Origin of the sequence: Robertmurraya siralis (assembly GCF_005502275.1) — a bacterium.
GTDB classification, from domain to species: Bacteria; Bacillota; Bacilli; order Bacillales; family Cytobacillaceae; genus Robertmurraya; species Robertmurraya siralis.
The window spans coordinates 94,717-120,245 of record NZ_SWLZ01000014.1; the positions used below are offsets into that span (position 1 = coordinate 94,717).

At 36.3% G+C, this 25,529-nt stretch carries 23 protein-coding genes and 1 pseudogene; 15 read left to right on the forward strand and 9 right to left on the reverse strand.

The features are described 5' to 3' along the window. The first annotated feature begins 88 nt into the window (after positions 1–88). Positions 89–397 (forward strand): LysR substrate-binding domain-containing protein, encoded by a 309-nt coding sequence (locus FCJ93_RS15825; protein ID WP_095309363.1) that lies wholly within the window; start codon positions 89–91, stop codon positions 395–397. Positions 398–481: 84 nt separating this feature from the next. On the opposite strand, the gene splB is transcribed toward FCJ93_RS15825, so the two are convergent. Together splB and FCJ93_RS15835 are read right to left on the reverse strand one after the other, a co-directional pair. Then, on the reverse strand, positions 482–1,510 hold the full coding sequence (gene splB / locus FCJ93_RS15830; protein ID WP_095309365.1) for a spore photoproduct lyase: 1,029 nt from the start codon (positions 1,508–1,510) through the stop codon (positions 482–484). Next, entirely contained in the window at positions 1,507–1,770 is a 264-nt protein-coding gene (locus FCJ93_RS15835) for a transcriptional regulator SplA domain-containing protein (protein WP_095309367.1), read from the reverse strand. The genes splB and FCJ93_RS15835 overlap by 4 nt, the downstream gene beginning before the upstream one ends. A gap of 279 nt (positions 1,771–2,049) precedes the next feature. Between FCJ93_RS15835 and FCJ93_RS15840 the strand changes: the two genes are divergently transcribed. Continuing rightward, positions 2,050–2,409, forward strand: a complete 360-nt coding sequence (locus FCJ93_RS15840) for a carboxymuconolactone decarboxylase family protein (protein WP_235879510.1) — start codon at positions 2,050–2,052, stop codon at positions 2,407–2,409. Positions 2,410–2,485: 76 nt separating this feature from the next. Here the strand turns inward: FCJ93_RS15840 and uvsE (FCJ93_RS15845) are convergent, their stop codons facing one another. The 3 genes from uvsE (FCJ93_RS15845) to FCJ93_RS15855 are packed head-to-tail and all read right to left on the reverse strand — an operon-like array spanning position 2,486 to position 5,164. Beyond that, positions 2,486–3,451: a UV DNA damage repair endonuclease UvsE gene (gene uvsE, locus FCJ93_RS15845; protein ID WP_137744157.1), complete on the reverse strand. Its 966-nt coding sequence runs from the start codon at positions 3,449–3,451 to the stop codon at positions 2,486–2,488. Between the two features lie 29 nt (positions 3,452–3,480). Beyond that, a complete protein-coding gene (gene uvsE, locus FCJ93_RS15850) occupies positions 3,481–4,431 on the reverse strand; it encodes a UV DNA damage repair endonuclease UvsE (RefSeq protein WP_137744139.1) in 951 nt (316 codons plus the stop codon). A gap of 55 nt (positions 4,432–4,486) precedes the next feature. Beyond that, complete coding sequence (locus FCJ93_RS15855; protein WP_137744140.1) at positions 4,487–5,164, reverse strand: hypothetical protein; 678 nt, start codon at positions 5,162–5,164, stop codon at positions 4,487–4,489. A gap of 224 nt (positions 5,165–5,388) precedes the next feature. On the opposite strand from FCJ93_RS15855, the gene FCJ93_RS15860 reads away from it, so the two are divergent. The 8 genes from FCJ93_RS15860 (at position 5,389) to FCJ93_RS15895 (ending at position 15,435) form a co-directional block, all read left to right on the forward strand. After that, positions 5,389–6,093, forward strand: coding sequence for a response regulator transcription factor (locus FCJ93_RS15860; RefSeq protein WP_137744141.1), 705 nt, complete (start codon positions 5,389–5,391; stop codon positions 6,091–6,093). After that, positions 6,090–7,091: a sensor histidine kinase gene (locus FCJ93_RS15865; RefSeq protein ID WP_137744142.1), complete on the forward strand. Its 1,002-nt coding sequence runs from the start codon at positions 6,090–6,092 to the stop codon at positions 7,089–7,091. The genes FCJ93_RS15860 and FCJ93_RS15865 overlap by 4 nt, the downstream gene beginning before the upstream one ends. Before the next feature lie 83 nt (positions 7,092–7,174). Beyond that, positions 7,175–7,939, forward strand: coding sequence for an ABC transporter ATP-binding protein (locus FCJ93_RS15870; RefSeq protein ID WP_137744143.1), 765 nt, complete (start codon positions 7,175–7,177; stop codon positions 7,937–7,939). Next, a complete protein-coding gene (locus tag FCJ93_RS15875) occupies positions 7,914–9,809 on the forward strand; it encodes an ABC transporter permease (RefSeq protein WP_137744144.1) in 1,896 nt (631 codons plus the stop codon). The genes FCJ93_RS15870 and FCJ93_RS15875 overlap by 26 nt, the downstream gene beginning before the upstream one ends. A gap of 58 nt (positions 9,810–9,867) precedes the next feature. After that, complete coding sequence (locus FCJ93_RS15880; protein ID WP_235879511.1) at positions 9,868–10,407, forward strand: RNA polymerase sigma factor; 540 nt, start codon at positions 9,868–9,870, stop codon at positions 10,405–10,407. Between the two features lie 418 nt (positions 10,408–10,825). Next, positions 10,826–12,898, forward strand: coding sequence for a cation:proton antiporter (locus tag FCJ93_RS15885; RefSeq protein WP_137744145.1), 2,073 nt, complete (start codon positions 10,826–10,828; stop codon positions 12,896–12,898). 771 nt (positions 12,899–13,669) lie between these two features. Next, positions 13,670–14,584 carry an ABC transporter ATP-binding protein gene (locus FCJ93_RS15890; RefSeq protein ID WP_137744146.1) on the forward strand — a complete coding sequence of 305 codons (915 nt, stop codon included), beginning with the start codon at positions 13,670–13,672 and terminating at the stop codon, positions 14,582–14,584. After that, positions 14,581–15,435 carry an ABC transporter permease gene (locus FCJ93_RS15895; RefSeq protein ID WP_137744147.1) on the forward strand — a complete coding sequence of 285 codons (855 nt, stop codon included), beginning with the start codon at positions 14,581–14,583 and terminating at the stop codon, positions 15,433–15,435. Before FCJ93_RS15890 ends, FCJ93_RS15895 begins: the two co-directional genes overlap by 4 nt. Positions 15,436–15,485: 50 nt before the next feature. Here the strand turns inward: FCJ93_RS15895 and FCJ93_RS15900 are convergent, their stop codons facing one another. Then, the gene (locus FCJ93_RS15900) at positions 15,486–15,881 is read right to left on the reverse strand and encodes a nuclear transport factor 2 family protein (RefSeq protein WP_137744148.1); all 396 of its coding nucleotides are present in this window, start codon (positions 15,879–15,881) and stop codon (positions 15,486–15,488) included. 319 nt (positions 15,882–16,200) lie between these two features. Here FCJ93_RS15900 and FCJ93_RS15905 point away from each other — a divergent pair, with 319 nt between their 5' ends. Then, positions 16,201–16,851, forward strand: coding sequence for a YdeI/OmpD-associated family protein (locus tag FCJ93_RS15905; RefSeq protein WP_137744159.1), 651 nt, complete (start codon positions 16,201–16,203; stop codon positions 16,849–16,851). A 325-nt stretch (positions 16,852–17,176) separates the two neighbouring features. Here the strand turns inward: FCJ93_RS15905 and FCJ93_RS15910 are convergent, their stop codons facing one another. The 3 genes from FCJ93_RS15910 to FCJ93_RS15920 all read right to left on the reverse strand — a co-directional run bounded on the left by FCJ93_RS15910 (position 17,177) and on the right by FCJ93_RS15920 (position 20,419). Next, a complete protein-coding gene (locus FCJ93_RS15910; RefSeq protein ID WP_137744149.1) occupies positions 17,177–17,896 on the reverse strand; it encodes an EAL domain-containing protein in 720 nt (239 codons plus the stop codon). Between the two features lie 47 nt (positions 17,897–17,943). Beyond that, positions 17,944–18,573: a response regulator transcription factor gene (locus FCJ93_RS25780; protein ID WP_095309404.1), complete on the reverse strand. Its 630-nt coding sequence runs from the start codon at positions 18,571–18,573 to the stop codon at positions 17,944–17,946. A gap of 169 nt (positions 18,574–18,742) precedes the next feature. After that, positions 18,743–20,419, reverse strand: a complete 1,677-nt coding sequence (locus tag FCJ93_RS15920; RefSeq protein ID WP_328592008.1) for a methyl-accepting chemotaxis protein — start codon at positions 20,417–20,419, stop codon at positions 18,743–18,745. 539 nt (positions 20,420–20,958) lie between these two features. On the opposite strand from FCJ93_RS15920, the gene FCJ93_RS15925 reads away from it, so the two are divergent. The 4 genes and pseudogenes from FCJ93_RS15925 to FCJ93_RS15940 form a co-directional block, all read left to right on the forward strand. Next, a complete protein-coding gene (locus FCJ93_RS15925) occupies positions 20,959–21,423 on the forward strand; it encodes a sigma-70 family RNA polymerase sigma factor (RefSeq protein ID WP_235879515.1) in 465 nt (154 codons plus the stop codon). Continuing rightward, positions 21,420–22,286 carry a DUF3298 domain-containing protein gene (locus FCJ93_RS15930; protein WP_095309408.1) on the forward strand — a complete coding sequence of 289 codons (867 nt, stop codon included), beginning with the start codon at positions 21,420–21,422 and terminating at the stop codon, positions 22,284–22,286. Before FCJ93_RS15925 ends, FCJ93_RS15930 begins: the two co-directional genes overlap by 4 nt. A gap of 393 nt (positions 22,287–22,679) precedes the next feature. Continuing rightward, the gene (locus tag FCJ93_RS15935; protein ID WP_235879512.1) at positions 22,680–23,594 is read left to right on the forward strand and encodes an exonuclease domain-containing protein; all 915 of its coding nucleotides are present in this window, start codon (positions 22,680–22,682) and stop codon (positions 23,592–23,594) included. A 212-nt stretch (positions 23,595–23,806) separates the two neighbouring features. Continuing rightward, positions 23,807–25,367 (forward strand): annotated as a pseudogene (locus tag FCJ93_RS15940) (beta-glucoside-specific PTS transporter subunit IIABC); the annotation flags it as partial. Positions 25,368–25,529 lie beyond the last annotated feature (162 nt).

Here is a 25,529-nt window from a genome sequence, read left to right on the forward strand (position 1 = left end):
GCAATTTGAACGTTTGCAGTGAAAAATTGAAAGTGAACATAAAGTAGGTTTTTAAAAGGGATATTAAGGGGCAAAGAGATTTTACAATTTGGGAAGGAAGAATGGCGTCGAGATCAACATTTTTGAATACATCGATAAAGTATGTGAAGCAAAAGTATTAGCTGGTATACTTGTTATGACTCAGCCTGCAAATCCAAGAAATGATAATGATTTTTCCTATTCTCCTTTAATGAAACATCAGATTGTGGCAATCGTCAATAAAGAGCATCCGAGATCCAGAAAAGATAGCATTACGTTTACCGAGTTTAATAATGAAAAGCTGATTCTAATCGATGACCTTTTTCGATTGTTTAGGATTAGACTTTCTTTGTTAAATATTATTTTTGATTTTCCATGAAACACTGGTTTCGTGGTATTCTGAGAGAGAATGAGCCAAAGATCAACATCGACTAATGTTGAAAAAAAGGGATATTCAATCCCTTTATGTGAAATATTCTAAAATCGCATCAGGAAAAAACTTTTCCATATAGGAATAAAGATGGGATTTAATATCTTCTTCTTCATCCTTTTGATAAATATACTTTCCAATACCATACTTCCCCCATTTATACCTTCGTTTCTCTTCGTTCAATTCTAATTTTGTCATGGGGTAATTTTTTTCAATAACCCGCTTCGCTGGCTTTGTAAAACGATGTTGAATAAATTCAAAAGTGAGATCTTTTTTCGCTTCAGATGGTAACTCAGCATCCAAGCGCTCAAACATGTGATAATAACCTTCTTCCCATCCTTCATGCAAATAAATGGGAGCGACGATAAAGCCAAGTGGATAACCAGCTCTGGCAACTTTTCCGGCTGCTTCAATTCGTTTCTCTAATGGAGATGTTCCTGGCTCAAAGTTTTTAATGACATAATCAGCATTAATACTAAACCGAAACCGTGTTTTTCCATTATGTTTTGCATCCAGTAGATGATCAACATGATGGAATTTCGTGACAAATCTTAATTTTCCCAGCTCTGATTGACCAAAATGTTCAATCGCTCTTTTCAGTGTATGTGTTAAAGCATCAATTCCTACAATATCAGACGTGCATGATGCTTCAAATCTTGTTACCTCAGGAGCCCTTTCCTCCATATATTGATCAGCTGCAGATAAAATCTCCTCAACATTCACATATGTCCGGATATAGGGCTTGCTTCCCATCGTAGTTTGTAAATAACAATAGTGGCAATGCCCCATGCAGCCTGTTGCGAAAGGGATTGCATACTCTGCCGAAGGCAAGGAGGTGTCGAATTTTAGTGTTTTTCTAATTCCAACTACAAGTGTAGACTTTGCTACCCTATATTTTTGAAAATCGCTGTCTCCAGGTAAGTTTCTTATTTGGTTATGTGATGTTGTATATCTTATTTCCACATCCGATTTTTCAAATTTGTCAAAAAGCTCTTTTCCTAAAGGGTAGTCTAAGGCTTTTGGTTCAAAATAGACTAATTTTGGTGTAAATGGTTTATTCATTCCAATACCCCTTCTGTAGCTTCCCCATAGTAGTAATGATAAGCCTGATTAGCTTCTTCCTCTGTTGAATAGATCGCCACTTCATCTGAAAGTGGATAATATGTTTCATACAAAAACAAAGCAAGTTCATTCTCTTTCTCTGGATGATTCACAACGGCTGCTGCTTGAATATTGGCTACATCCTGAGTATGAGGGTTACGATAAAAAACATAAACAATGTCTCCAGCTTGATAATCTTGATTTTGATTTGCCTGTTCCATTTCATCACCTTTTCAAAGAATTAAACCATTATTAAAATTTTGCCTGTTCGTGTGGTTAATTATGAATTCATTATTATGGAAAAACATTGGCAGCCCTGCTAAAAGCTTTGTTAAATACCATTGTTGATAATACGATTTTTGGTTTATTTTGTGTAAAGCCGATGTTTCTACGAAATGAGCTGAAAACAAAACCAACATAAAACAAAGCCTGTTAAAAAAAGAGGATTTTGCCCATAATAACGTTGATTGACATCAATATCGAAATGGAGCTGGTGATACTTGGAAGCAAGAAGTTCGACTGAAGAAGCACTGATAAAGTACAAAGAAGGAATTGGCCAGTTTGCAACAAAAATGCCTGGATTTACAAGACAGTTCAATGCTTTAACTGAAGAGTGCTTTAAAGAAGGGGCATTATCACAGAAGCAAAAACAGTTAATTGCATTAGGGATTAGTATTCATGCACAAGATGAGTATTGCATCATCTATCATACGAAAGGATGTCTTGATCAAGGCTGTTCGGAGCAAGAAATCCTTGAAGCGGTTGGTGTTACTGTAGCATTTGGTGGAGGAGCTTCAATGAGTCAGGGTGTGACCCTTGTTCAGGAATGTATCCATGAAATGAACCAATTAAAACAATAAAATTGCATTGAAAAAAGGTGAAATCAGATTGCTTTCACCTTTTCATTTTTTGAAAAAAGCAAGAACAAGCATATTGTTACATTAGTCGAAAAGTTGAGCCATCAATCGCTTCAATATCCTCCCTATTTTCTATTTCCTTCATTAATGTAAAAAGAGCCTCATCTTTTCTCTTCGCTTCAATCATACAGTCAATCTGAGGGATGCTCCCCTTTATAAATTTAAGAAATTCAACAAACATATCAATATCCACATAATCGGAGTGATGACGGAAAGCTTTATTACTCTTTGGACTGGATATATGCATTTTTATCGGAAGTGGTGAATGCTTCCACGTTTGAACAACTCTTTCCCACTGTTTTTCCCAATCATCATTTTGATGATGAGCAAGATGATGATGATAATCAAAAACAAGAGGAATATTTAATTTTTCACATAAGTAAAGCGTATCTTTTAAAGTGAAGGAAGTATCGTCATTTTCAAGCATAATCATATTTTGAATGGGTCTTGGCACGACCATCCAGTTTTCCACAAATTGCTCAAGCGATTTTTCTGTTTCCTTATAGTTGCCGCCAATATGCATGACACAGCGATGAGTGGGGCTAATCCCCATCTCTTTCAACAATAAATAGTGCATTTTTAAGGTTTTTATTGAGTTTTTTAGGATCTCCTTTTGCTTAGAATTCAGGAGGACGAAGTGGTCAGGATGAAAATCTACTCTCATTTCATGTTTTTTAACGAAATCTCCCACTTCGCGCAGGGAATTTTTTAATGGTTGGAGATAATTCCAATCACGAAGTTCTTCATGGTTTGCTAAAGGAATCAGCCGCGAGGATAAGCGGTAAAAATGAATGTCCGAAGCTGCATTATGTTTTAACACCCTTAACGTATTATGTAAATTTAAAAGGGCAATACGCTCCAGTTTGCGAATGGCTGCTCTTCTGTCGTCAATTTTTTTAAATTGGGTAAATGTCATCGTTTTTGAAGGAGATGCGTTTTTTAGCTCCATACTCATTGCTACATAACCAAGGCGGACAATGGTCATTTCATTCACCTCATCCATATCGTTTTTCATTATTGCCATTCAATCGAAGAAGCTGTTATGCGTTTAACTCCCCGGATAGAAGCAATATCTTCAATTAATTTGTGCATGGCAAGATTCTTCTGTTTCGCTTCGACGATAATATCGAAATCTTGATCCAGATCTTTTGCCATTTTTAAGAAGGGTAACACAAAATCTAATGAGACAAAATCGGCATGAGAACGATAGGCCTGCTCGGACTTTGGGGAAGAAAAGTGGACCTTTGGGATCGTATCTTTCCATGTATTGAAAATGCCCGGTAAGAAATCTGAAAGTTCTTCGTCTCCACTGTTTGCCAAATAATGATGATAATCGAGCACCATAGGAATGTTCTCAGTTTCACATATATCAAGTGTATCCCGGACATTATAAGTTTTATCATCGTTTTCGAGTGTCATATGCTTCTTAATTTCATTTGGCAATTGTCTTAAATTTTGACGAAAACGCTGCAAGGCTGCACTTTTATCACCATAGATACCACCGATATGAATATTAATAATTCCAGTATTAAGTGCATTCATGGCTCGAAGCATATTAAAATGATATTCCATATCGTTAATCGCATTTCTTGTTACCTCTTCTCTTGGACTTGTGAAAAGGGTATATTGACTTGGATGAAAGCTGACCCGAAGATTAAATTGCTGGATGAGTGTTCCAAGCTCATCCCACTTGTCTTTAAAAGGTGTTAAGTAATCCCACATCACTTCAGGGTGGGTAGCAAGGGGGACAAGAGAACTTGAGAAACGATATAATTCGATTTCATGGGCAATATTGTAGTACAAAATTCTTTTTGTATGCTTCAGATTTTGGGCAGTAATTGATTTTAGTTTTTCTAGCCGTTCGTGTTTGGGAAGAGTTGAATAACGTGTAAAGGTTAAAGATTTTGATGGGCTTGCATCCCATAGATCCAAAGCATTTGCTACATATCCGAAACGAATTTTCATCTGTTTTCCCCTTGATTTCACATTTTGATGAACTTTAGTACATAAAGCATCCCCTTTATATGTTCGGAGAGGGTCGGTGATGAACTTGAAATTGCTTTGTCAAAAGTAATGAGACGATTAATAGCAACTCTAACACATTCATAATCGGGAAATTTTTGACCCAGATCTGTAAAATACCGCCCAAGATGATCAGCATTGTGCTGATAAAAAGCCAAGGAAAATGAAATTTTCTCAAAAAAATGAGGCCGATAATTGTTAGTACCAAGGTTACGACTCCAACCATAATTGGGCTGTTTGGGTCTCCAGATGGTTCATAGGTCAGTACACTATTTCTCCAAACGGGTTTCAGTTCCAGTCCTTTAACAGAAGTTAGAAGTTCATAAAGGATTAAAGCGATCGTCAATATGAAAAAAATAACCCTCCAAAAAGCTTTTCTTGCCCAGATCAAGCCAATCTCATGACAAATGTTTAAGACAGAAAGGATGAGAGTCGGAGTGAAAAGAGCGTGGAACCAAAATCGAATATAGCTTAAATTCTCAAGCGTGTTTCCTTCCCCAATTTCTTTTCCTAATCCGATGATAATGTTATCGTAGACCAGTCCGATAATAACGAGAAATAATAAGCTGTAAAGATTGAGTAAGCCATATTTTTTGGATAAAATAATCCCCCATATTAATAACAGGAGATAAGCGAAACCCAGAAAAAAGAATAGAAAGCTATTCACAAAAGCCACATCCTTTTCCCCTATTGTCACCGAATTTTTCTTCGTTAGTCATTATTTAATGAAAATATCCGAAATTTTAGGGGAATATGAAGTAAAGTAGTAACCAATTGTCTAATGCTTTAGTCAATATCGTTTCTTCAAAAATAATATATAGCATCGTCAATTGGTTCATTGATAGGTTGTAAAGGATCGCTTAAACTTAATTTTAAATATGATATTAGGAGAATTTACATATGGACCGAATTATGATTGTTGAAGATGATATAAAAATTGCAAACCATTTATCCGCATATATCGAAAAATATGGATATGAGGTTATCGTTGCTAAAGAATTTGAAAACATAATCGATTTATTTCGCAATGTAAGGCCGCACCTTCTTTTACTAGATATAAATCTTCCTAGTTATGACGGCTATTATTGGTGCAGACAAGTACGCAAAGAATCAATATGCCCAGTTATTTTCATTTCAGCTCGTACAGGTGATATGGATCAAGTAATGGCATTGGAAAATGGAGGCGATGACTTTATCACTAAACCATTCCATCCCGATATCGTTATGGCGAAAATACGAAGTCATTTACGAAGAGCGTACGGGGAATATGCAGCTAAATTTGAGGAAAGGATGCTTATCCACAATGGTCTAAGTTTATATCCGGAGCGTTTAGAGCTTAGATTTGGAAAGAAAGTGGCCCAATTAACTAAAAGGGAATCAGATATTATCGAAAGTCTGTTTGAACGATATCCCCGTGTAGCCGGCAGGCAGGATCTATTGGAGAAATTATGGGATGATCAAGCATATGTTGATGAGAATACTTTAAATGTAAATATTACTCGTGTTCGCAAAAAATTTTCTGAGTTGGGAATTGAGGATGCAATTGAAACAGTGCGAGGAGCTGGCTATCGTCTACGTATTACATGGAATGGGGAAGAACGATGAAATTATTTCTTCGTGAGCATTTGCTGCTTATTGGGATTCAATTGCTTCAATGTATTCTTATTCCCACTCTATTTTGGCTTGATGGTTATCGGGGTGTAGGGGTGTTTTTTTATGCAACTTTTCTTTCAGTTGTCATCTTAATGGCATATCTCATTTATCAATATGTTAGCAGAAGAAGCTTTTACCATAGGTTACAAAATTCATTGGAAACATTAGATGGATCAATGGAAACTACGGAGCAGGCACCCATATCTGAAGCGCTTGATCAGTTGCTAGTCTCTCAGTATCGTTTGTATCTAGAAGAAATCCAAAAGGCAGAAGAGAGGCAGGATGAACATTTGTTATTTATGGATCGCTGGGTCCATCAAATGAAGACGCCACTATCTGTTATTGAATTAACAGCACAAACCCTTGATGAGCCGGAATCCTCCAGCATTCGTGAGGAAACAGAGCGGGTGAGAAACGGTCTAAATACAGTTCTTTATATGGCTAGATTACGTACAATTGCGGAAGATTTTCAGATTAAGCCAATCCTGTTATCTAAGCTCGTTCATGAGGTGAATCAGGAGAATAAGCGATTTTTCATTCGAAACGAAGTGTATCCCCAATTAATCGAGAAAAAGAAAAACATCATAGTAGAAAGTGATGAAAAATGGCTTTTCTTTTTATTGTCACAATTAGTACATAATGCGGTTAAATATTCTACAGGAAAGACAAATCAACTAGTTATTTCTCTCTTTGAAAAAGCGGGAGAAGCTGTATTAGAAGTGAAGGACTTTGGAATCGGTATTCCTGCCTCCGATCAGAAACGAGTTTTTAACAAGTTTTATACAGGGGAAAATGGCCGTAAGTACCGGGAATCAACCGGGATGGGACTTTATTTAGTAAAAGAGGTGAGCGCAAGACTAGAGCATCGGATTGAATTAGAATCGAAGGTTGGGGAAGGCACAACCATTAGGATTATTTTTTCTCAAACACAAAACATTACATCAATGTAAGGTTCATGAAAGTATAATCGATAGTTTATGATTTGATATTCAGGCTATACTTTTTCTAGAAGATCATGAGAGGAGAAAAAATAATGCTTAAAGTTTCAAAAGTAAGTAAAATTTACGAGGGAAAAATTGCTTACCGTGCCCTTACTGATATTAATCTTGAAATCGAAAAAGGTGAATTTGTTTCCATTATGGGTCCATCCGGAAGTGGAAAAACGACACTATTAAATATCATCTCTACAAACGATGCACCCACAACGGGAGAAATCGAAATTGAAGGAACGAATCCACATAAGCTGAAGAAAAATGCTTTAGCACGCTTTCGCAGAAACGAATTAGGCTTTATTTTTCAGGATTTCAACTTACTTCATACGTTAACGGTTGAAGAAAATATTGTCCTTCCGCTGACATTAGAAGGTACGAGTGTGAGCGTAATGAAAGAAAAAGCTCATAAAATAGCCGAAAGTCTTGGCATTGCTTCCATTATGAACAAACGGACGTACGAAATTTCAGGAGGGCAGGCTCAGAGGGTTGCCATTGCCAGAGCAATGATTCATGAGCCGAAGCTTTTGTTAGCGGATGAGCCGACAGGGAATCTTGATTCGAAAGCATCAAAGGATGTTATGAAAATGCTTGTATCCATCAATGAAAGGGAAGAAACGAGTCTGCTTATGGTAACACATGATCCGCAAGCAGCAAGTTATTCGGACCGAGTTATTTTTATCCGTGATGGTAAACTTCATTCTGAAATTAATCGCGGGGAAAGCAGACAAGCATTTTTTCAAAAAATCATTGACATGCTTTCGTTGATGGGAGGAGAAGGCCATGACCTTTCGTCAGTTCGCGTTTAACAATGTATTGCGCAATAAGCGATTGTATATTGCTTATTTTCTAAGCAGTATGTTCACCGTGATGGTATTCTTCACCTTTGCAATCTTTGCTTTTCATCCCGCTTTTTCAGGTGGAACCGTAAATGTAAACGCACTTTTTGGAATGGGAGTTGCAGGTGGAATCATCTATGTTTTCTCCTTCTTTTTTGTCCTATATTCAATGAGCTCTTTCTTACAGTCAAGGAAGAAGGAATTTGGATTGTTGATGATGTTAGGAGCATCAAATAGACAAATTCGCTTGATGGTATTTTTGGAAAATATCTTAATTGGCTTCGCAGCAACGGTCGGAGGAATCCTCGCAGGCCTTGTATTTGCAAAAGCAATTCTCTTAATTGCTGAAAATGTGTTAATTGTAAATGAATCATTAGATTTTTATTTTCCAACTCTAGCTATTGTTGTAACTTTTGTTAGCTTTGTTATTCTCTTTTTCTGTATATCTATTTTTGTTTCATTTGTTCTTCGTACAAAGAAATTAATTGATTTAATAAAAGGTGATAAACAATCGAAAGGAGAGCCAAAAGCATCCATTATTCTGTCAATATTTGCTGCATTGCTTCTCATTGCTGGATATGGAATTGCTCTATACGTTAAGGGAATTCAAGTGGTCTTTGCGATGATTCCGGTTATTATCGTAGTCATATTGGGAACCTATCTCCTTTTTACCCAATTGAGTGTATTTGTTATTAGGAAGTTAAAAAATAACCGATCGATCTTTTGGCGAAAAACAAATATGTTGTTGTTTTCTGACTTATCCTTTCGAATGAAAGATAATGCAAGGACATTTTTTATGGTGTCCATCATATCAACGGTTGCTTTTAGCGCAATTGGAACATTATATGGATTTCAATCGTACCTCACAAAAGGGGTAAAAGAAGCTAATCCATATACGATCACTTATAGCCCAAATCATAATGATAGTAAAGAAATCATTGAAAGTGATATTCAAAAAATCAACGCTATCTTGGAGGAAGAACGTGTTGATGCGAAGATGGAGGCTCTGGAGTTAAACTATTTTGAGACTTCCTTACGAAATAATGGAGTATTAATTGCCAAGGCTTCTGATTATAATCGTTTTGCCGCCTTATTAGGGGAAGAAGAGCTTCAGCCAAAGGAAAATGAGGCCATTGTAGTTGAACAAAGTGATGTTATGCTACTGGAGGGGCAAAAAGCAAGCAAAACATTAATGGGAACAAATATTCAACTTGATAACGGACAAGAAATTAAACCGATTCGTGTTGTCGAAACGGAAGTAATTCGAGAGCTAAGTGGCTATTATGTTGTGAACGACAAGGTTTATGAGAAGCTAGGATCTCCAGTAAGAAATGCATTAACTGTTGTATGGGAAGCTAAGGAACCAGATATGGAACACATAACTGAAGCAGGAAAAAAAATAGTAGAACAATTAGAGAATAAAGCATTTTCTATCGATTATACTCTTTATGAAATTAATAAGGCATATGGCCCTATATTATTTATCGGCTTGTTTATTGGCCTCGTATTCTTCGTTTCTGCTGGAAGCTTTCTTTATTTCCGATTATTTACCGATTTAGAGGAAGAAAAGCGTAAATTCAGTTCTATATCCAAAATTGGCTTGACCCAATCCGAGTTAAATAAAGTTGTCAGCAGACAAGTCGCCCTTTTATTTTTCTCACCGATTGTTGTCGCTTTAATTCACGGTGCTGTTGCCCTTACTTCATTATCCCGCATGTTTAATTACAATCTAATGCTTGAATCAACGATCGTATTAGGAAGCTTTGCCTTTATTCAAATGATTTACTTTTTGATTGTTCGCTATGTTTATGTAAGACAAGTAAAAAGAATGATCGTTTAAAGGAGAATGATTTTTAGAAAGGATAAAATCGCTCGTTGAAATAAAGAGGGTGTCCAAAATGAAAATGGTAGATGGAAAAAATAAGCGATTTAAATTTGAAGACTGGATTAGAGAAAATGGTTCCTCCTTATCTCGGTTCATATATAAACAAGTACAAAATAAGGAATTAGCAGAGGATTTATATCAGGAAGTATTAATTTCAGCCTATTTAAATTTAGAGCAGTTTGAGGCGCGGGCTAATTTCAAGAGCTGGATATACAGGATTGCGGTCAATAAATGCCGTGATTTTTGGAGAAAACAAAAAACAGTGCAAAAGTTTTGGGAGGAAAAGGTTTTTCATTATGAAATGGAGTGTTCAATCCCGGAGCCTGAGGATTATGTGTTAACTAGATGTTCAATGGAGGAAATGCTTGATACAATAAACGAGTTGCCAACCATTTATCGGGAGCCCATTCTTTTATATTATTTTAAGAATAACTCGTTATTAGAAATAAGCTCAGCAAAAAAATTACCGATATCAACAGTGAAAACAAGGATGAGAAGAGCAAGAAATCAATTAAAAGAAAAGCCACAATTGACGGAAATGGTAGCTAATTAACGTAGCTTGAAAAAGGGGGCTAACTTTCGGTTATTAAAAAAGGTGTTTTTTCGTTCCCGCTCACCCGTTTTTCTCAACCGATCTGTGAGCTTACAGATATAAACAAAATTTTTAAGTTCCAAACTCTCAAAGAATAATTCAAAAGGAAGTGGAGAAAAACGGTTTGTTTTCTCCACTTCCTTTATTTTGCTTTAGGGAATTTTGGACTTCGCTGTTGTTTGGAAGTGGTTATACACCTAGCATAAGCCGATGAAGCCTAATAAATCAGGGGGAGTATGGAACTGCATGCTTAACTTCGTTTCCCACCATTTCCAATCATAATCAACAAATAGGTACATACAATGTCATATGCTGAATCTTAACCTAAATGAATGATAATACCTTGAAGACTTTCACCAAAAAATTTAGGAGGGATTTTGTGATTAATCTACCGATCGATGAGCCTGTAATGATATTTGCCTTGGCAATGGTTATTTTCTTTTTCACGCCAATATTGATGAAAAAAATGAAAATACCAGGTATCATTGGTCCGATCTTAGCAGGTGTTATCATTGGTCCACATGGATTCCATCTGTTAGAAAGGGATCAAACAATTGTTTTGTTAGGGACGATAGGCCTGTTGTTTATCATTTTTATTGCAGGTCTGGAATTAGATATTGATGGATTTAAAAAATATCGGAGGCGAAGTATTCTTTTTGGCACACTTTCTTTTACGATTCCATTTATTTTAGGAACGGCTGTCGGAATTGTTTTTGACTATAGTTTAACAGCGTCAATCCTTTTAGGATCTATTCTGGGCTCGCACACGTTGTTAGCTTATCCGATTGCAAGCAGATTCGGGATTGCCAAAAATAAAGCGGTCACAGCGGCGGTTGGAGGGACGCTGCTAACGGATATGTTCGCTTTATTAATTTTAGCAATCGTTACGGGTGCAGCCGCAGGCCAGCTATCATTCATTTTTTGGCTAAAAATGATTATCTCTCTCGTTGTTTTTGTGGCATTAATCTTGTGGGGAACCCCAAAATTATCAAGCTGGTTTTTCCGAAATGCAGATAATGAAGGAGTAACCAATTTTACGTATGTAATGGTAGTTCTTTTTGTTTCAGGTTTTTTAGCTATTGTTGCTGGGATGCAACCGATTATCGGAGCGTTTTTGGCAGGGTTGGCACTGAATCGTTTTGTACTTGAGCATGGAACTTTAATGAACCGGATTCGTTTCTTAGGTAATGCCCTCTTTATTCCCTTCTTTTTGTTATCAGTAGGGATGCTAATGGATTTAAGCGTACTCTTTCATGATCCGAAGTCATGGATCATTACAATTACCATTGTGGTGTCAGTAATTATAGGGAAAGCATCTGCCCCCTTCATTATCAGGAGAATTTATAATTATTCAAAAACAGAACAGAATGTAATGGTTGGTTTAACAATACCGCAAGCTGCTGCAACACTTGCATCCACATTGGTTGGCTATGAGGTGGGATTGCTTGATCAAGCCACTGTGAACGCAGTCATCATCATGATTCTTTTAACATGTATCGTTGGCCCATACTTAGTTGAAAAATACGGAAGGAAATTGGCATTAAAGGAGGAGCAGCAGCCTAGCGAAAGAAGCGAAGGGCCGGAGCGAATTCTCATTCCATTAGCAAATCCGCAGACTATGGAGTCTTTAATCGATTTGGCAAATTTATTGAAACAGACCAATACAGCAGACCAACCTTTATATACGCTTACGGTTGTCCAAAAAGATATAAAGGCAGCACAGAATGAAGTAGCGCATGCAGAAAAGATGTTGGACCATGCTGTCATGTACGCCTCAGGTGCTGAAATTCCAGTTCGTCCTATTACGAGAGTTGAACATAATGTTGCGAATGGGATTATAAGAGCGATTACAGAAGAAAGAATTAATATGGTTGTGATTGGCTGGGATGCGGAAAGGAAATCAAATAAATTATTTGGAAGTATTATTGACCGTTTTGTCGACCAAACCAATCAAACCATATTAGTCTCAAAATTAAGTCAGCCGCTTCAAACAACCAGGCGAATGATCTTAATCATTCCATATGGAGCCGATCATAAGCCTGGATTTATTGAAGCATTGTTTCGGATAAAATTATTGACCAGTCGATTAAGTGCTTCCCTTTGCGTTCTAGTAATCAATGATTCTATCGAAACCTATGAAAAATATTTACAGAGGACGAAGCCAGATCCACCTACTGAATTAATAAAATTATATAGTTGGCACAGCTTACAAACAGAGTATGTTTCGATGTTTAAACCGGACGATCTAATTGTCATTATGAGTGCCAGAAAAGGAACAATTGCGTGGCACCCTGAACTGGAAGTGCTGCCGAAACGCTTGGCAAAAATCAATCAACAGAGTTTTATTGTCTATTATCCAGCTGAAGAAAAGGAAGTTGATATAAGAGGTTCAAGAGGAATTGAAATTCCAAAGGAAATGTTATTTAAAAAAGACTATGAGGATTATGAATAATGAATGGATACAAACAAAGAAGAGCGGATAGGGAGCATGGAAATGAATCACCTGCGTTTTTAGTTTTTATTATGATTTTCTGCTTAGGAGATGCTCACTCTTTTCAGAATGAATAATTGGTTTAAATCCACCTAACTCAATCCAGTTGATTTGACCATTTTCTAATATTGATCAGCCTACAGTACTTTGCAGCTCTCCTAGAAAGAAATAGTTGTCGGGACTTGTCCCGTGTAGTAACCCTGATACAGCACTAAAAAGGATTATCATAACCCCACAATAAATAATGCATTCGTAACAGGGTTATTTTTTTTTGTCATTTGCTTTCCTCCTTTATCTATTTAAGGGTATTGTAGCATGTCTCCATTTTTACAGGTATTTTGAATTCGGTTATAAAACGTTTTCATTTTTTAACGAAAGAAATTAGAATAATGGTTGGCAATTTAATAGTTATATCACAAGGAGCATTATTCATGGGTTAACGGAAAGGCAAGCGGTCTTCATTAATGGGGAGAACAAGTGAACAGCAAGTTAGAACAAGAAAATGTTGATCCGTGGCAAGCGTCAAAATTGTTTCAAATAATTGAATATGAGCAGGCGGGATAAGGCAGGTAGTTATAGGCTGACCCACCTTTTTTCTTTGTGTCTAAAAATTCTTAATTTATATAAAATTTATATTTGCTGACCTGATCTTGTGCTATATTAAAGAAGTATCCGGGTTTACTCAGCAAGCCTCAAAATTCTTTATTTTAACGAGCGAGGAGCATATTGCCAATGGGGAAAATTATCGAAGTTTCTGCCTTAAAGAAATCGTATGGAAGGATTGAGGCGGTTAAAGGAATTGATTTTTATGTGGAAGAAGGGGCGCTATTCGCATTTTTGGGTCCGAATGGAGCTGGGAAATCTACGACGATTGATATTCTTAGCACATTATTAAAGCCGGATGGAGGGCATGTCAGCATCAATCAACATCAGCTTGGTTTGAATGATAGCGATATTCGTTCTGAATTGGGAATTGTCTTTCAAACAAGTCTTTTAGACGATTTATTAACAGTGAAAGAAAATCTCATATGCCGTGGCAGTCTATATGGATTGTCAGGTCAGGAATTGAAAGAAAGAATGGAGTATGCCATTGATTATACAGAGGTTCGGGGTTTTCTAAATCAGCCCTATGGCAAGTTATCTGGCGGACAAAGAAGAAGGGCAGATATCGCAAGGGCACTGATTAACAAACCGAAAATCCTAATATTAGATGAACCGACTACGGGACTTGACCCTCAAACAAGACAGAGAGTTTGGGAAACGATTCGCCAAATTCAAAGAGAAACGGGGATGACGGTTTTTCTTACCACCCATTATATGGAGGAAGCCGCGCAAGCTGACTATGTTGTTGTGATTGATAATGGTGAGGTTGTAGCAAAGGGAACACCATCAGAACTGAAGGAAAAATATAGTTCGGACTATTTGGAGATTCATGGCTCTGATATAGAGAAATTAATTACCTTGATGGAAAAGGAAGGATATGAATATGAACGAAAAGTGGATACGTTAACGATAAAATTGAATGCGACGATAGAAGCTTTGCCAATTTTAGAGCAATGCAAAGAAGATATCATTGGTTTTCAAGTAGTAAAAGGAACGATGGATGATGTGTTTATCACGATTACAGGAAAAGGATTAAGAGAATGAGGCATTTAGTGAAACGGAATTTGTTGATGTTTTTTCGCGATAAGGCCGGTGTGTTTTTCTCCCTATTGAGTGTACTTATTGTAATAGGATTGTATTTATTATTTTTGGGAGATGTGATGAAAAGTAATTTCGATGGTGTAAAAGGAGCAGGAACATTAATAGATTCTTGGTTGATGGCAGGTGTCATCGCAATTGCGCCAATTACGACTGGAATAAGTGCATTGAGTAATATGGTAGAGGATCGGAAACTGAAGATTGATAAAGATTTCTTCGCTTCACCTATTAAAAGAAGTAGTTTAGCTGGCAGCTATATTTTAAGCTGTTTTGTGATCAGTTTGCTATTGACAATGATCACTCTGATTTTTGCACAGCTTTATATTGTCATAAATGGGGGGGATTTCCTTACTTGGTCTGCTTTAGCAAAAGTATTGGCTATAATCATTTTATATGATTTCCTCTCTGTCTTCATGCTTTACTATTTTGTCTCTTTTTTCAAAAGCAGCAATGCTTTTTCTGCTGCAGCAACCATTATTGGAACGTTAATCGGTTTTTTAACGGGAATTTATATTCCCATTGGTAGTTTACCTGAGGCAGTACAATGGCTTGTAAAAATATTTCCACCTTCCCATGCTGCTATGATGCTTCGTGATACCATGATGGGCCCATCCGAACAACTTGTCTTTGATGGTGCTCCGGCAGCGGCAATGGAGGAATTCCGTTTATTGATGGGCTCTGTATTTGAAATTGGTGGATTTACCGTCCAATGGTGGCATAGTATTTTATATTTATTGATAATCGGGCTAATGTTCTTTGTATTAACTTTATGGAAAATGTCTAAGAAAAAAGGATAGTTACCGATGGTACTGATTGCCCTTTGATCCAGTCAGTACCACCAGTTCTTCTAGAACATTCCGTATTCATTAGGTGAATCCTTTGGAATTGCTTGACCTATATCCCATAACTCAACAATTTGCTCGCCGTCAAAGCAAAAGATATGTACCACTGCCCCGCCGATGTCCTCTGAATCTTGCTGTACATGAGAATGCACAGCAACGATTTCTCCTTCTGCGATCACCCGTTTTATCTCGAATTTTTTGTTAGGTGCCGATGCTGAACTTTCTTCCATTGCATGCATAAGTGATGGAGCATCACCGCAAAAATATGGATTGTGGTGAGTGAAATTAGCGCTTATATACTGCTCGTACGCTGTTCGCACTTTCCCAGCAGCAACTAATTGTAAAAAAGAGACTGCTATTTCTTTGTAAGAGGATTCTAGTTTTTTTTGTTCTGCACTCATTTTATCACTCCCACTCCTTTATAACTAAAATTAATGAAAGTTTATGGTATGTGGTCAGCAATGTCAATTCGTAAAGCAAGTTTTATGTTACGTGCTGTTGAAAGCAGGTGTTCTAGCACTTTTCATTTATGTAGAAAGAGATAGGCTGACGAAAGGAAGAATTAAAGGGGTGAGTGGGTTATGCTCGATTCTGCCTATTGTTGAAATTATGGATCGTATGATTTAATAAAAGGACTTGATAAAATGTTGATGGACACCTTTTAAAGATTGTGAAAATGATTACGTGAATGAATATATGAGAAAACAAGAAGGAGTCGATATGATGATTAAAGATAAATTGAATTTAAGTAAATATAAAAATATGGCTGTCTTAAATCAACCAGGTGATTATGATATTTTTACTGACAATAAGGCGGCGCTTTCTGGAGAGCATGACGCGATCTTTATTTTTGTCGAATCACTTGAGGAAATGGTTGAGTATACGCAGAAAATAATCAATGAGCAGCAGCTGCTAGAAAAAGGATATTTATTTTTTGCCTATCCAAAAAAAGGGAATAAAAAGTATGAAACATTTGTCCACAGAGATGAGATCTTTCCAGCAATGAAAGTTGGGGAAGATGGCTATGTAAATGACAGTGATATGAAGTTTTCAAGGATGGTGAGTATGGATGAAGTATTCACAGTTGTTGGATTGAAGCGTGAGAAAAAGAAAGCTAAAAAATCTCCGGCTGCGAGCCAGTCTGTTGCCGCTTATGAGGACAAAATTGAAGACGTTGAGAAGCTATTAACGGACCATCCTGTTGAACTGGATTTCTATCGGAGTTTAACACCTGGTTATCAAAGAGATTGGGCTCGTTATATTTTCTCTGCCAAACAACAGAAGACGCGGGAAAAACGCCAGGAGCAAATGGTCGAGATATTATCACAGGGATATAAATCCTTTGATTTATTTCGGCAAAAGAAGAAGTAGGTTATAGTTCTGATAGAAAGGTAATAAAATACATCTTTTTCTTTATTCCATGCCATGAATGAAATGATAATAATTTTAGTTGGATATTTTTCGTATACTCCTTTTTACATGATTGATATTCATATGTTAATGAAAGAATGGGATAGTTATACGGAAATTTTAAGGCGTTCTTTTTATAAAGAGGAGGAGCAATAGGTAAATGACAGGAAATATCATTCCTTTTGCTCCAGATTGTTTAATACCTAGGGGAAATTATTGAAACAATTAGTATTTACAATGTTTGTGCTTTCATATTTGCAGCTGTATTGTATAATGAGACCGCTTTTTAGGATGATGTTATTAAAGGATGCGGTTTGCCTAAATAATACCCTTGGCCATAGGGAACTCCCAAAGATTTCGCCATCATCAAATCCTCAATCGTTTCAACTCCTTCTAAAATAACAGTGGTATCACGTTTAAGAAACTGTAACAGAAGTTTGATGATCTCTTGTTTTTTTACAGAAGTTGCTAAATCAATAGAGAAATATTTATCAATCTTGGCGATTGCTGGTTCAACTTCAAGGAGTGCCATCACAGTTGAATCACCTTTGCCAACATCATCAAGGGCAATGGTAAAACCGTGCTTTTTATAAATGGTTACGGTTTCTTTTAATTTCGCGATATTCATCCCTTTTGCGGATTCATTTATCTCCAAAACGATGGAGTTTGCCTTAATAACCGTTTTGGAGATGATGTTTAATAACCCTTGCAGGAAGTTGCTTTCCATTAATGTCGTTGGAAAAACATTAATAAATAGTAGCATGTTTTCAAAGTATGTAAAATGAGAATTTATTGTCTCTATGGCTTGGAAGATCGATTTCATATCCAGTTCAAATAGTTGATTCGTTTGAGAAGCTTTTTTAAATAGTAATTCTGGGTTGTTTATGTTTTCAGAACGGAGCAAGAACTCATAACCAATTACGTGATTATTGGAAAGATCGATAATAGGTTGAATGTAATGCTTGATTTTCAAATTATGTAATGACAACTGATTGCTGTTTTTCATTTTTTTCACCTCATCATTTATGATAAATTCCGTGAAAAAAAATTACCCTAATAAAACCATCTATGTCTAAAAGCTTTAATAACAGCGTTTGTTCGATCTTTAACCCCTAGTTTTTTTAAAATAGAATTAACATGGTTTTTAACAGTCTTTACAGATAAGGATAATTTTTGTGCAATTTCATCATTTTTATACCCTTGAGTTAATAGTTCAAGGATTTCCCATTCCCGAGTAGTTAATAGTTTAGCAGGTTTTTTAAATTGAATATTAACAAATTGATAATAATCATTTAAAAGAATAAATGCTAATTGAGGATGAACATATTTTTCATCTTTTAATACCATTTTAATGGCATTAATCAATTCTTCTTCCTCCATTTTGTGATATAAATAGGCATCTAGGTTTAAACGAAAAAAATCGATTAATTTATAATTGTAGATGCTTCCGGTCCATATCATTACCTTTCGATTCAAATTTTTGTAGTGTTGGATAAGAAAGGTTATATCCTTGTCTATATCAACATCAATTAAAATGATATCGGTAATATTTTCATTTTTTATTAGCATCTCTAGAAAATGGGGGTCATATATTTTTAAAATAAAGTTTGGAAAGTGATCCTGAATGATGTAAATAAGTATATCTGTAATTAAAGAAGGTTTTTTAACAATTGTTACGGTCATGACCACACACTCCTAATAAGCTATTGGAGATCAAGGAAAATAGTTCATAATTACACTCCCTTTATCATCATTTTATTGTAGTATAAATTTTAAGATTCATATACTCTGTTACCGTATTACCGAGGAAAGGGTAGTAAAGAACTATATTTCTTTACTACCCTCAAGTTAATTACGTTTGAAATCTTCTTATTAAAGCATTCAATTCTTCTGCTAATTTTGAAAGTTCATCCGAGCTTGATGCAACTTCTTCCATTGAACTGCTTGTTTGCTGCGCAGAAGCTGAAGTTTGTTCTACACTTGCTGCTGACTCTTGAGAAATAGATGCAATCTCTTCTATTGAAGTATTCATCTCAACGCTTGTCGACTTGATCATGGTTAAATTGTCACGGACGGTTTGAGCATTTGTAACTACCGTTTTAACCGCATCATTGATTTTTTCAAATGTTTCTCCAGTTGTCGTAATTTGTTTCGTACCTTTTTCTACTTCTATATACCCACTTTGTAAAGAGTGGACAACTTCAGAGGTGTCGGTTTGAATGTTATCCACGATTTCTGTAATTTCACTGACCGAATTTGCTGCTTGTTCAGCTAGTTTTCTTACTTCATCGGCCACGACTGCAAATCCTTTTCCTTGTTCCCCAGCCCGAGCCGCTTCAATTGCCGCGTTGAGTGCTAATAAATTGGTTTGCTCTGCGACATCGCTGATGACTGTTACTAGTTTTGAAATTTCATTCGATTGAGTTGCTAATTGCTGTACCTTTGATACGGAGTCTTGCACGAGCTGATCGATATTACTCATCTGCTTAACAGATTGGGACATCAATTGGGAGCCATTATCGGTTAATTTTAAGACTTCATTTGAGGATTGGTAAATTTTCAACCCATTTTCATTAGCTTCATCGATACTTTCCACATAGGTTCCCATCGTATTGGAAAGTGAGCTTGCATGATGTGCTTGTGATTCGGTTCCAGCGGCAATTTCTTCCATCGCTTTTGCGATTTGGTCAGCACCCACTTGCACCTCATTGGCAGACTGTGTCAGCTCTTCGCTGTGACCTGACAACGATTGGGAGGCGATAGAGATATTTTGGATAATCTCTTTTAATTTTCTTTGTAACTCATTTATACCATTGGCAAGCTTTCCTGTTTCGTCATTTGCAGTAATATGCAATTGTTCGAGCGTTAAATCGCCATCCCCAATATGGAGCATATGGTCTGTTACTTTCCTGATCGGGTTTGTTAATTGATTCGTAAAGAGCCAAATGATTAAGATTCCGATAATGAGAGACACTCCAATAACAATCATATTTAATGTTAATATTTCATCTGCAGGTTCGTTAAAGTCAGATAAATATGTACTGGAAACGACAATCCAATCCCATTCCGGATAGGCCTCTGAGTATGTTACTTTTTCTTCGATTGCATCTTCATTTTGTGGGAGCGGGTAAAAGTAATAAGTAAATCCTCCACCATTTAACCCTTTTTCAATATATTCTTGGGCATATTTATTGCCATGTATATCTTCACTATCCCAAGAATTGTTTCCTTCGACAGAGGGATGGGCGACGACAGTGCCTTTGCTGTCAGCAATAAATAAATAGCCATTTTCACCTAAATAGATACTATCGTTAATTGGACGCGTTCCATCAGCTTGCTTTTCACCTAAAATCGCTATTTTTACCCGTTCTTGGGCATCCTCTAATGGAAGGCTTCCATTTTTCACTTGGTCATTTAGAGCATCGATTAATTCGAGTGTTTGTTCAACACTATTTCTTAAATTTGTTTTTCCGATTTCATCTAAACTGCTGCTACTTTTTTGATAGCTAATAATGCCTAATACGATCAAGGGGATCGATAATTAAAGAATGGAAACGGTTATTAACTTCCTTTTAATCGTTTTAGTGAAGAAATCTGTAACAAAGTTCATCTTCATTAACATCACTTTCCTTTTTATGAGTGTATGGTCCTAGGGTTTATTGACAATATTCAATCTAGTTAAAAATGATATAGCATGTTTCGACAATTTCCAATGCTTTCTCTCTATATTAAATGTGAATTTTTCATAAGCATTAATGCCCAAATATGAGGATATTTGTAAGTGTTTTGTCCTTGTTTTTAAATAATTAGACGATTAATGGGTATATAATACTATAATTTAAATAGTTCTTTTAGACTATTAAATTGAATGGGAATTGCGAGAAAAATGTTGGTTTTTGTCATGGTATAAGAAAGAAGATTTATAAATGCCCCAATTTGCTAAAACTTTTTCTTATAGGGAATGCGTCTATTAAATGAAAACACCGTTAGCTAACGAGAAGAAATAAGGAGATGTGTTATGTGTTAAGGAGGACGCCTAGGCAGGAAAAAGTCATTGCTGACTACGTAATGAAACATAAGGAACAATTTTATCGCCTCGCGTATAGCTATGTCCATAATCAGGATGATGCACTAGATATTGTACAGGATTCTGTTCAAAAAGCGATTCGAGCTAAAACTTTAAAAGATGAGACCGCGATAAAAAGTTGGTTTTATAAAATTGTCGTCAATACATCGTTAGATTTTCTCAGGCGCCGTCAAAAAATGACTGTTGTTGATGAATTCACGATGCAACAGAACCTCGGAAGCCATATGGATCACTATGAGGATATTGACCTAGAACATGCGTTGAATGAATTGTCACCAGATTATCGAAGTGTTGTTGTCCTTCGTTATTTTGAAGATTTAAAGATTGAAGAGGTGGCTGATGTGTTAGGACTTAACGTGAATACAGTCAAAACTCGCTTATACAAAGCATTAAAAATTTTAAAGATCCAATTGGAAGTAGAAAATCAAGGGGAGAGAGTAGAATGAGTCGTCATAAATTGGAACGTTTGAAAGAGCAATATGATCATATTCCTATTCCGGAAGAGTTAGATATATCTATTCAACGTGTGCTGAAGAAAAGACAGGCTAGAAAAACTTCTTTACGGTTGGCGATGGCAGTGGCTGCTGTGTTAATGATTTTTACAACAACCGTAAACATTAATCCAGCTATTGCAAAATCGTTAGAGGAAATCCCTGTCCTTGGAAATATTGTCAAGGTGTTAACTGTAACGGAATATAAAGTAGATGAAGGAAATTATCAAGTGACAATTGATATACCGGAAGTGGAAATGGAAAATAAACAGTTGGAAAAAGGGTTAAATGATAAGTATATCGGAGAAAGTCGTGAGCTTTATGAAAATTTTATGGCTGAACTGGAAACTGAAAAAGTATTCGATAGGGAAGGTCATCTTCAAATAGAGAGTGGATTTGAGATAATAATGGAGACAAAGCAACTTTTATCAATAGGTCGCTATGTTGAGGAAACAAGAGGTTCCTCTATGGTAACGAAAAGCTATGATACGATTGATAAAGAAAAACAATTGCTAATTACCTTGCCGAGTCTATTTAAGGATGATAGCTATATACACATAATTAGTGAATATATTAAACAGCAAATGCACGAACAGATGAAAAAAGATTCAACGAAAATATATTGGGTGGACTCAAGTGAAGCTGGTGCGTTCACCAATATAAACAAAGAGCAAAATTTTTACATTAATAAAGACCATCAGCTTGTCATTGCCTTTAATGAATATGAAGTGGCACCAGGGTATATGGGCCCGGTGGAATTTATCGTTCCAACCAAGCAAATTCAATCCGTCTTGGTAAGTAATGAATATTTAAAATAGAATTTATTGGGAAAGTCCGTAATTATTTATGTGCAAAGGACTTTCCCAATTGTTTTTAAGAAGGGGTATATGTTCGTGAGCATTTTTGTCAATCGAACGATAGAGCAAACTTGTTTTTTCGCATCGCTTCGTAGAGTTAGAGCCCCTTTTTAGGATAACAAAGAAGGCGGGTGAAACCTTGATTTCACACAAAAATCGCAACAGATAGCTTTTAAGAAAAAAGCAATAAAATATCCGCAAACGATAAAATATTAGAATTCTATTCTCAATTTGTTTTATACTAAAAAGGTAGAAATGCGTTCGAATAATGGAAATTAAAATAAAAGGCAGGATACAAGAGTAATTTTGAACGTAGTTTTTAGAAAATGAAGCTTTTGCTTAAATAGGTGGTGCATGATCATTCGTGATTTTGTGGCTTTTGATTTTGAGACTGCCAACAGAAATCGACATAGTATCTGTTCTGTAGGTATGGTTTTCGTGAAAAATGGGAAAATAGAAGATTCGCTGTATCAGCTCATCAATCCAGAGGAAGAATTCGATGATTTCAACATTTCTATCCATGGGATCAATAAAGAAGATGTTAAAGAAGCTCCCACATTTGACTATTTTTACAATTCTATTAAAAATAGAATCGAAAATAAAATGATGGTTGCTCATAATCTTTCATTTGACGGATATGCATTGCGTGACAATTTAATTAGATATGAGATAAAGTCCGCTTATCATCAGTTTCTATGTACATATCAGCTCTCAAGAAGGATAATTCCCGGTTTACCATCATATCAATTAAACTCATTATGCAATCGCTTAGGAATTGAATTAACCAATCATCATCACGCATTAGATGATGCTAAAGCATGTGCTTACGTAATGTTGAAATTAACTACCGACTTTCAAATTACTAATTTAGAAGAGTTATATGGAAAGACTAAAATAAGGCCAGGGGAAATCGTGCAAAGTAACTATCGTTCTTCTTTTGTTGATAAATATCCTGAACGAGTGGATTTTAAAAAAATTAAGATAGCAACAGACACTGATCCTAATCATCCTTTCTTCGGGAAAAATATGGTGTTTACAGGTAAACTTAAATTCCTATCGAGAAAGAAGGCAGCAGAACTACTAGCTGCACGTGGTGGGATCCCACAAAATAATATCACTTCAACAACAAATTACATCTTACTTGGCGACTTTAAAGAAGCTATGATAAAGGGAAACAAGTCTTCAAAGTTAAAAAGAGCAGAATCAATGATTCGAGAGGGCAAAAATTTGAAAATTATTAGTGAAGAGGATTTTATGAGAATGCTGTAATTTCTTAATAGATGAGAAATTGACTTCACAATTAAGCACTGCTAAACTAAAAATATCAAGATGAATAGTTATGGAATGTTACCGTATGGGCATAACCTGATCTAATTTGCTTACACTACAAGTGTGTTCAAATTGGTTCAGGTTTTTATTTTGCCTCGGTAGTAATCGACTTAAATGCAGAAGATTCAAGTGGTGAGAGCAAGGGGAATATTTTTGGCCGAGCAGTGGATATAATCTCAAGTATTTTTGCTCCTTTACTGGGCGTAATGGCAGGTGCGGGGATTTTAAAAGGATTATTATTAATCGCTTCAAACTTTGGTTGGTTAGAAGCAACAGATACGACATATATCATTCTAGCAGCTACAGCAGATAGTCTGTTCTATTTCTTGCCTGTTTTACTCGCAGTAACGACCGCAAGAAAGTTTGAAGGAAATATCTTCACTGCCGTTACAATTGCGGGAGCATTGCTTTACCCTTCAGTAATTGCGCTAAATGCAGAAGAAGTGGCGACTACATTTTTCGGAATTCCGGTAACAATGATGAGTTATTCATCTACAGTTATTCCAATTATCCTCGCAGTCTTTGTGATGAGTAAGTTTGAAAAACTATGTAATCGTTTTATCCATGAAAGCGTCAAGAACTTTATTACCCCGCTACTTTCTCTTGTGGTAATGGTTCCGTTAACGTTAATTGTATTTGGTCCAATTGGTGTAAATGTCGGTAATGCAATTGCAGATGGACTATTAGCTGTATTTTCATTCAGCCCATTATTAGCAGGTGCTATTTTAGGTGCAAGTTGGCAGTTGTTGGTTATTTTTGGTGTTCACTGGGGACTCGTTCCTGTCTTCATTAATAATGTTGCCGTATACGGTAGAGATGGAATTAAACCATCATCAGCAGCCTCAGTATTTGCCCAGACAGGTGCAACGTTTGGTGTTTTTCTAAAAACTAAGAATAAAAAATTGAAAGCACTAGCAGGTTCTGCAACTGTTACAGCTTTATTTGGAATCACAGAGCCTGCCATTTACGGGGTAACGTTACGTCTGAAAAAACCATTTATTGCTGGGATTATTGGTGGCGCTGTCGGAGGAGCAATTATTGGACAGGCTGGAACTCAGGCATTCGCATCTGGTGCACCTGGACTTTTAACATTACCGATATTCTATGGACCTGGAGGAGAAGGATTTTTAGGGCTTGTTCTTGGTATCGTAGCAGCGTTCTTAGTGTCAGCTACTAGGCTTTGAAGATCCTATTGAAGAAACTGAGGCGTCTGAGGATTCGAATGTAAGCAAAGAAAAGAGTGATGAGGAGGTTGCAAGTCCTCTTGAAGGTAAGGTAGTTGACTTAACTGATGTTCCGGATTCTGCATTTGCTTCAGAGGCAATGGGCAAAGGAGTTGCAATTGAGCCAACATCAGGAAGAGTTGTTTCTCCAGTTAATGGAACGGTAACTGTTGCTTTTAAAACGAAGCATGCAATCGGCCTCGTTTCAGATAGTGGTGCAGAGATATTAATTCATGTTGGTATCGATACGGTTCAGTTAGAAGGAAAGCATTTTGTCTCTCATGTTAAACAGGGGGATCAAGTCAAAAAGGGAGATTTACTTGTTGAGTTCGATATTGAAGAAATCAAGAAAGCTGGCTATCAGGTAGTCACACCTATCATTGTGACAAACTCTTCCAATTATACGGAAGTTAATGCTACAAAGAATAACTCTGTAAAGGAACAAGAGACTCTATTGAGTCTGAAACTTTTCAATAGCGAAAGTGACTGACTTGTAGACGAATATCATGCCTAGACCGATATATGGCCTGTTTTGACCGATATATTTGTATGAACATGCACCTGTCAAGTAGACATTTATAAAAACAGTCATTAAGCTGATTTTAATCGATAATTAACAGGGCTCGTTTTTAGTTTTGTTTGAATCCGTTTA

Coding starts and splice junctions, on each gene's coding strand:
- splB (WP_095309365.1), bottom strand. CDS start 1,510: ATGAATAAACCATTTACACCAAAATTAGTCTATTTTGAACCAAAAGCC.
- FCJ93_RS15835 (WP_095309367.1), bottom strand. CDS start 1,770: ATGGAACAGGCAAATCAAAATCAAGATTATCAAGCTGGAGACATTGTT.
- uvsE (WP_137744157.1), bottom strand. CDS start 3,451: ATGACCATTGTCCGCCTTGGTTATGTAGCAATGAGTATGGAGCTAAAA.
- uvsE (WP_137744139.1), bottom strand. CDS start 4,431: ATGAAAATTCGTTTCGGATATGTAGCAAATGCTTTGGATCTATGGGAT.
- FCJ93_RS15860 (WP_137744141.1), top strand. CDS start 5,389: ATGGACCGAATTATGATTGTTGAAGATGATATAAAAATTGCAAACCAT.
- FCJ93_RS15865 (WP_137744142.1), top strand. CDS start 6,090: ATGAAATTATTTCTTCGTGAGCATTTGCTGCTTATTGGGATTCAATTG.
- FCJ93_RS15870 (WP_137744143.1), top strand. CDS start 7,175: ATGCTTAAAGTTTCAAAAGTAAGTAAAATTTACGAGGGAAAAATTGCT.
- FCJ93_RS15875 (WP_137744144.1), top strand. CDS start 7,914: ATGACCTTTCGTCAGTTCGCGTTTAACAATGTATTGCGCAATAAGCGA.
- FCJ93_RS15880 (WP_235879511.1), top strand. CDS start 9,868: ATGAAAATGGTAGATGGAAAAAATAAGCGATTTAAATTTGAAGACTGG.
- FCJ93_RS15890 (WP_137744146.1), top strand. CDS start 13,670: ATGGGGAAAATTATCGAAGTTTCTGCCTTAAAGAAATCGTATGGAAGG.
- FCJ93_RS15895 (WP_137744147.1), top strand. CDS start 14,581: ATGAGGCATTTAGTGAAACGGAATTTGTTGATGTTTTTTCGCGATAAG.
- FCJ93_RS15900 (WP_137744148.1), bottom strand. CDS start 15,881: ATGAGTGCAGAACAAAAAAAACTAGAATCCTCTTACAAAGAAATAGCA.
- FCJ93_RS15905 (WP_137744159.1), top strand. CDS start 16,201: ATGATGATTAAAGATAAATTGAATTTAAGTAAATATAAAAATATGGCT.
- FCJ93_RS15910 (WP_137744149.1), bottom strand. CDS start 17,896: ATGAAAAACAGCAATCAGTTGTCATTACATAATTTGAAAATCAAGCAT.
- FCJ93_RS25780 (WP_095309404.1), bottom strand. CDS start 18,573: ATGACCGTAACAATTGTTAAAAAACCTTCTTTAATTACAGATATACTT.
- FCJ93_RS15925 (WP_235879515.1), top strand. CDS start 20,959: ATGAAACATAAGGAACAATTTTATCGCCTCGCGTATAGCTATGTCCAT.
- FCJ93_RS15930 (WP_095309408.1), top strand. CDS start 21,420: ATGAGTCGTCATAAATTGGAACGTTTGAAAGAGCAATATGATCATATT.
- FCJ93_RS15935 (WP_235879512.1), top strand. CDS start 22,680: ATGATCATTCGTGATTTTGTGGCTTTTGATTTTGAGACTGCCAACAGA.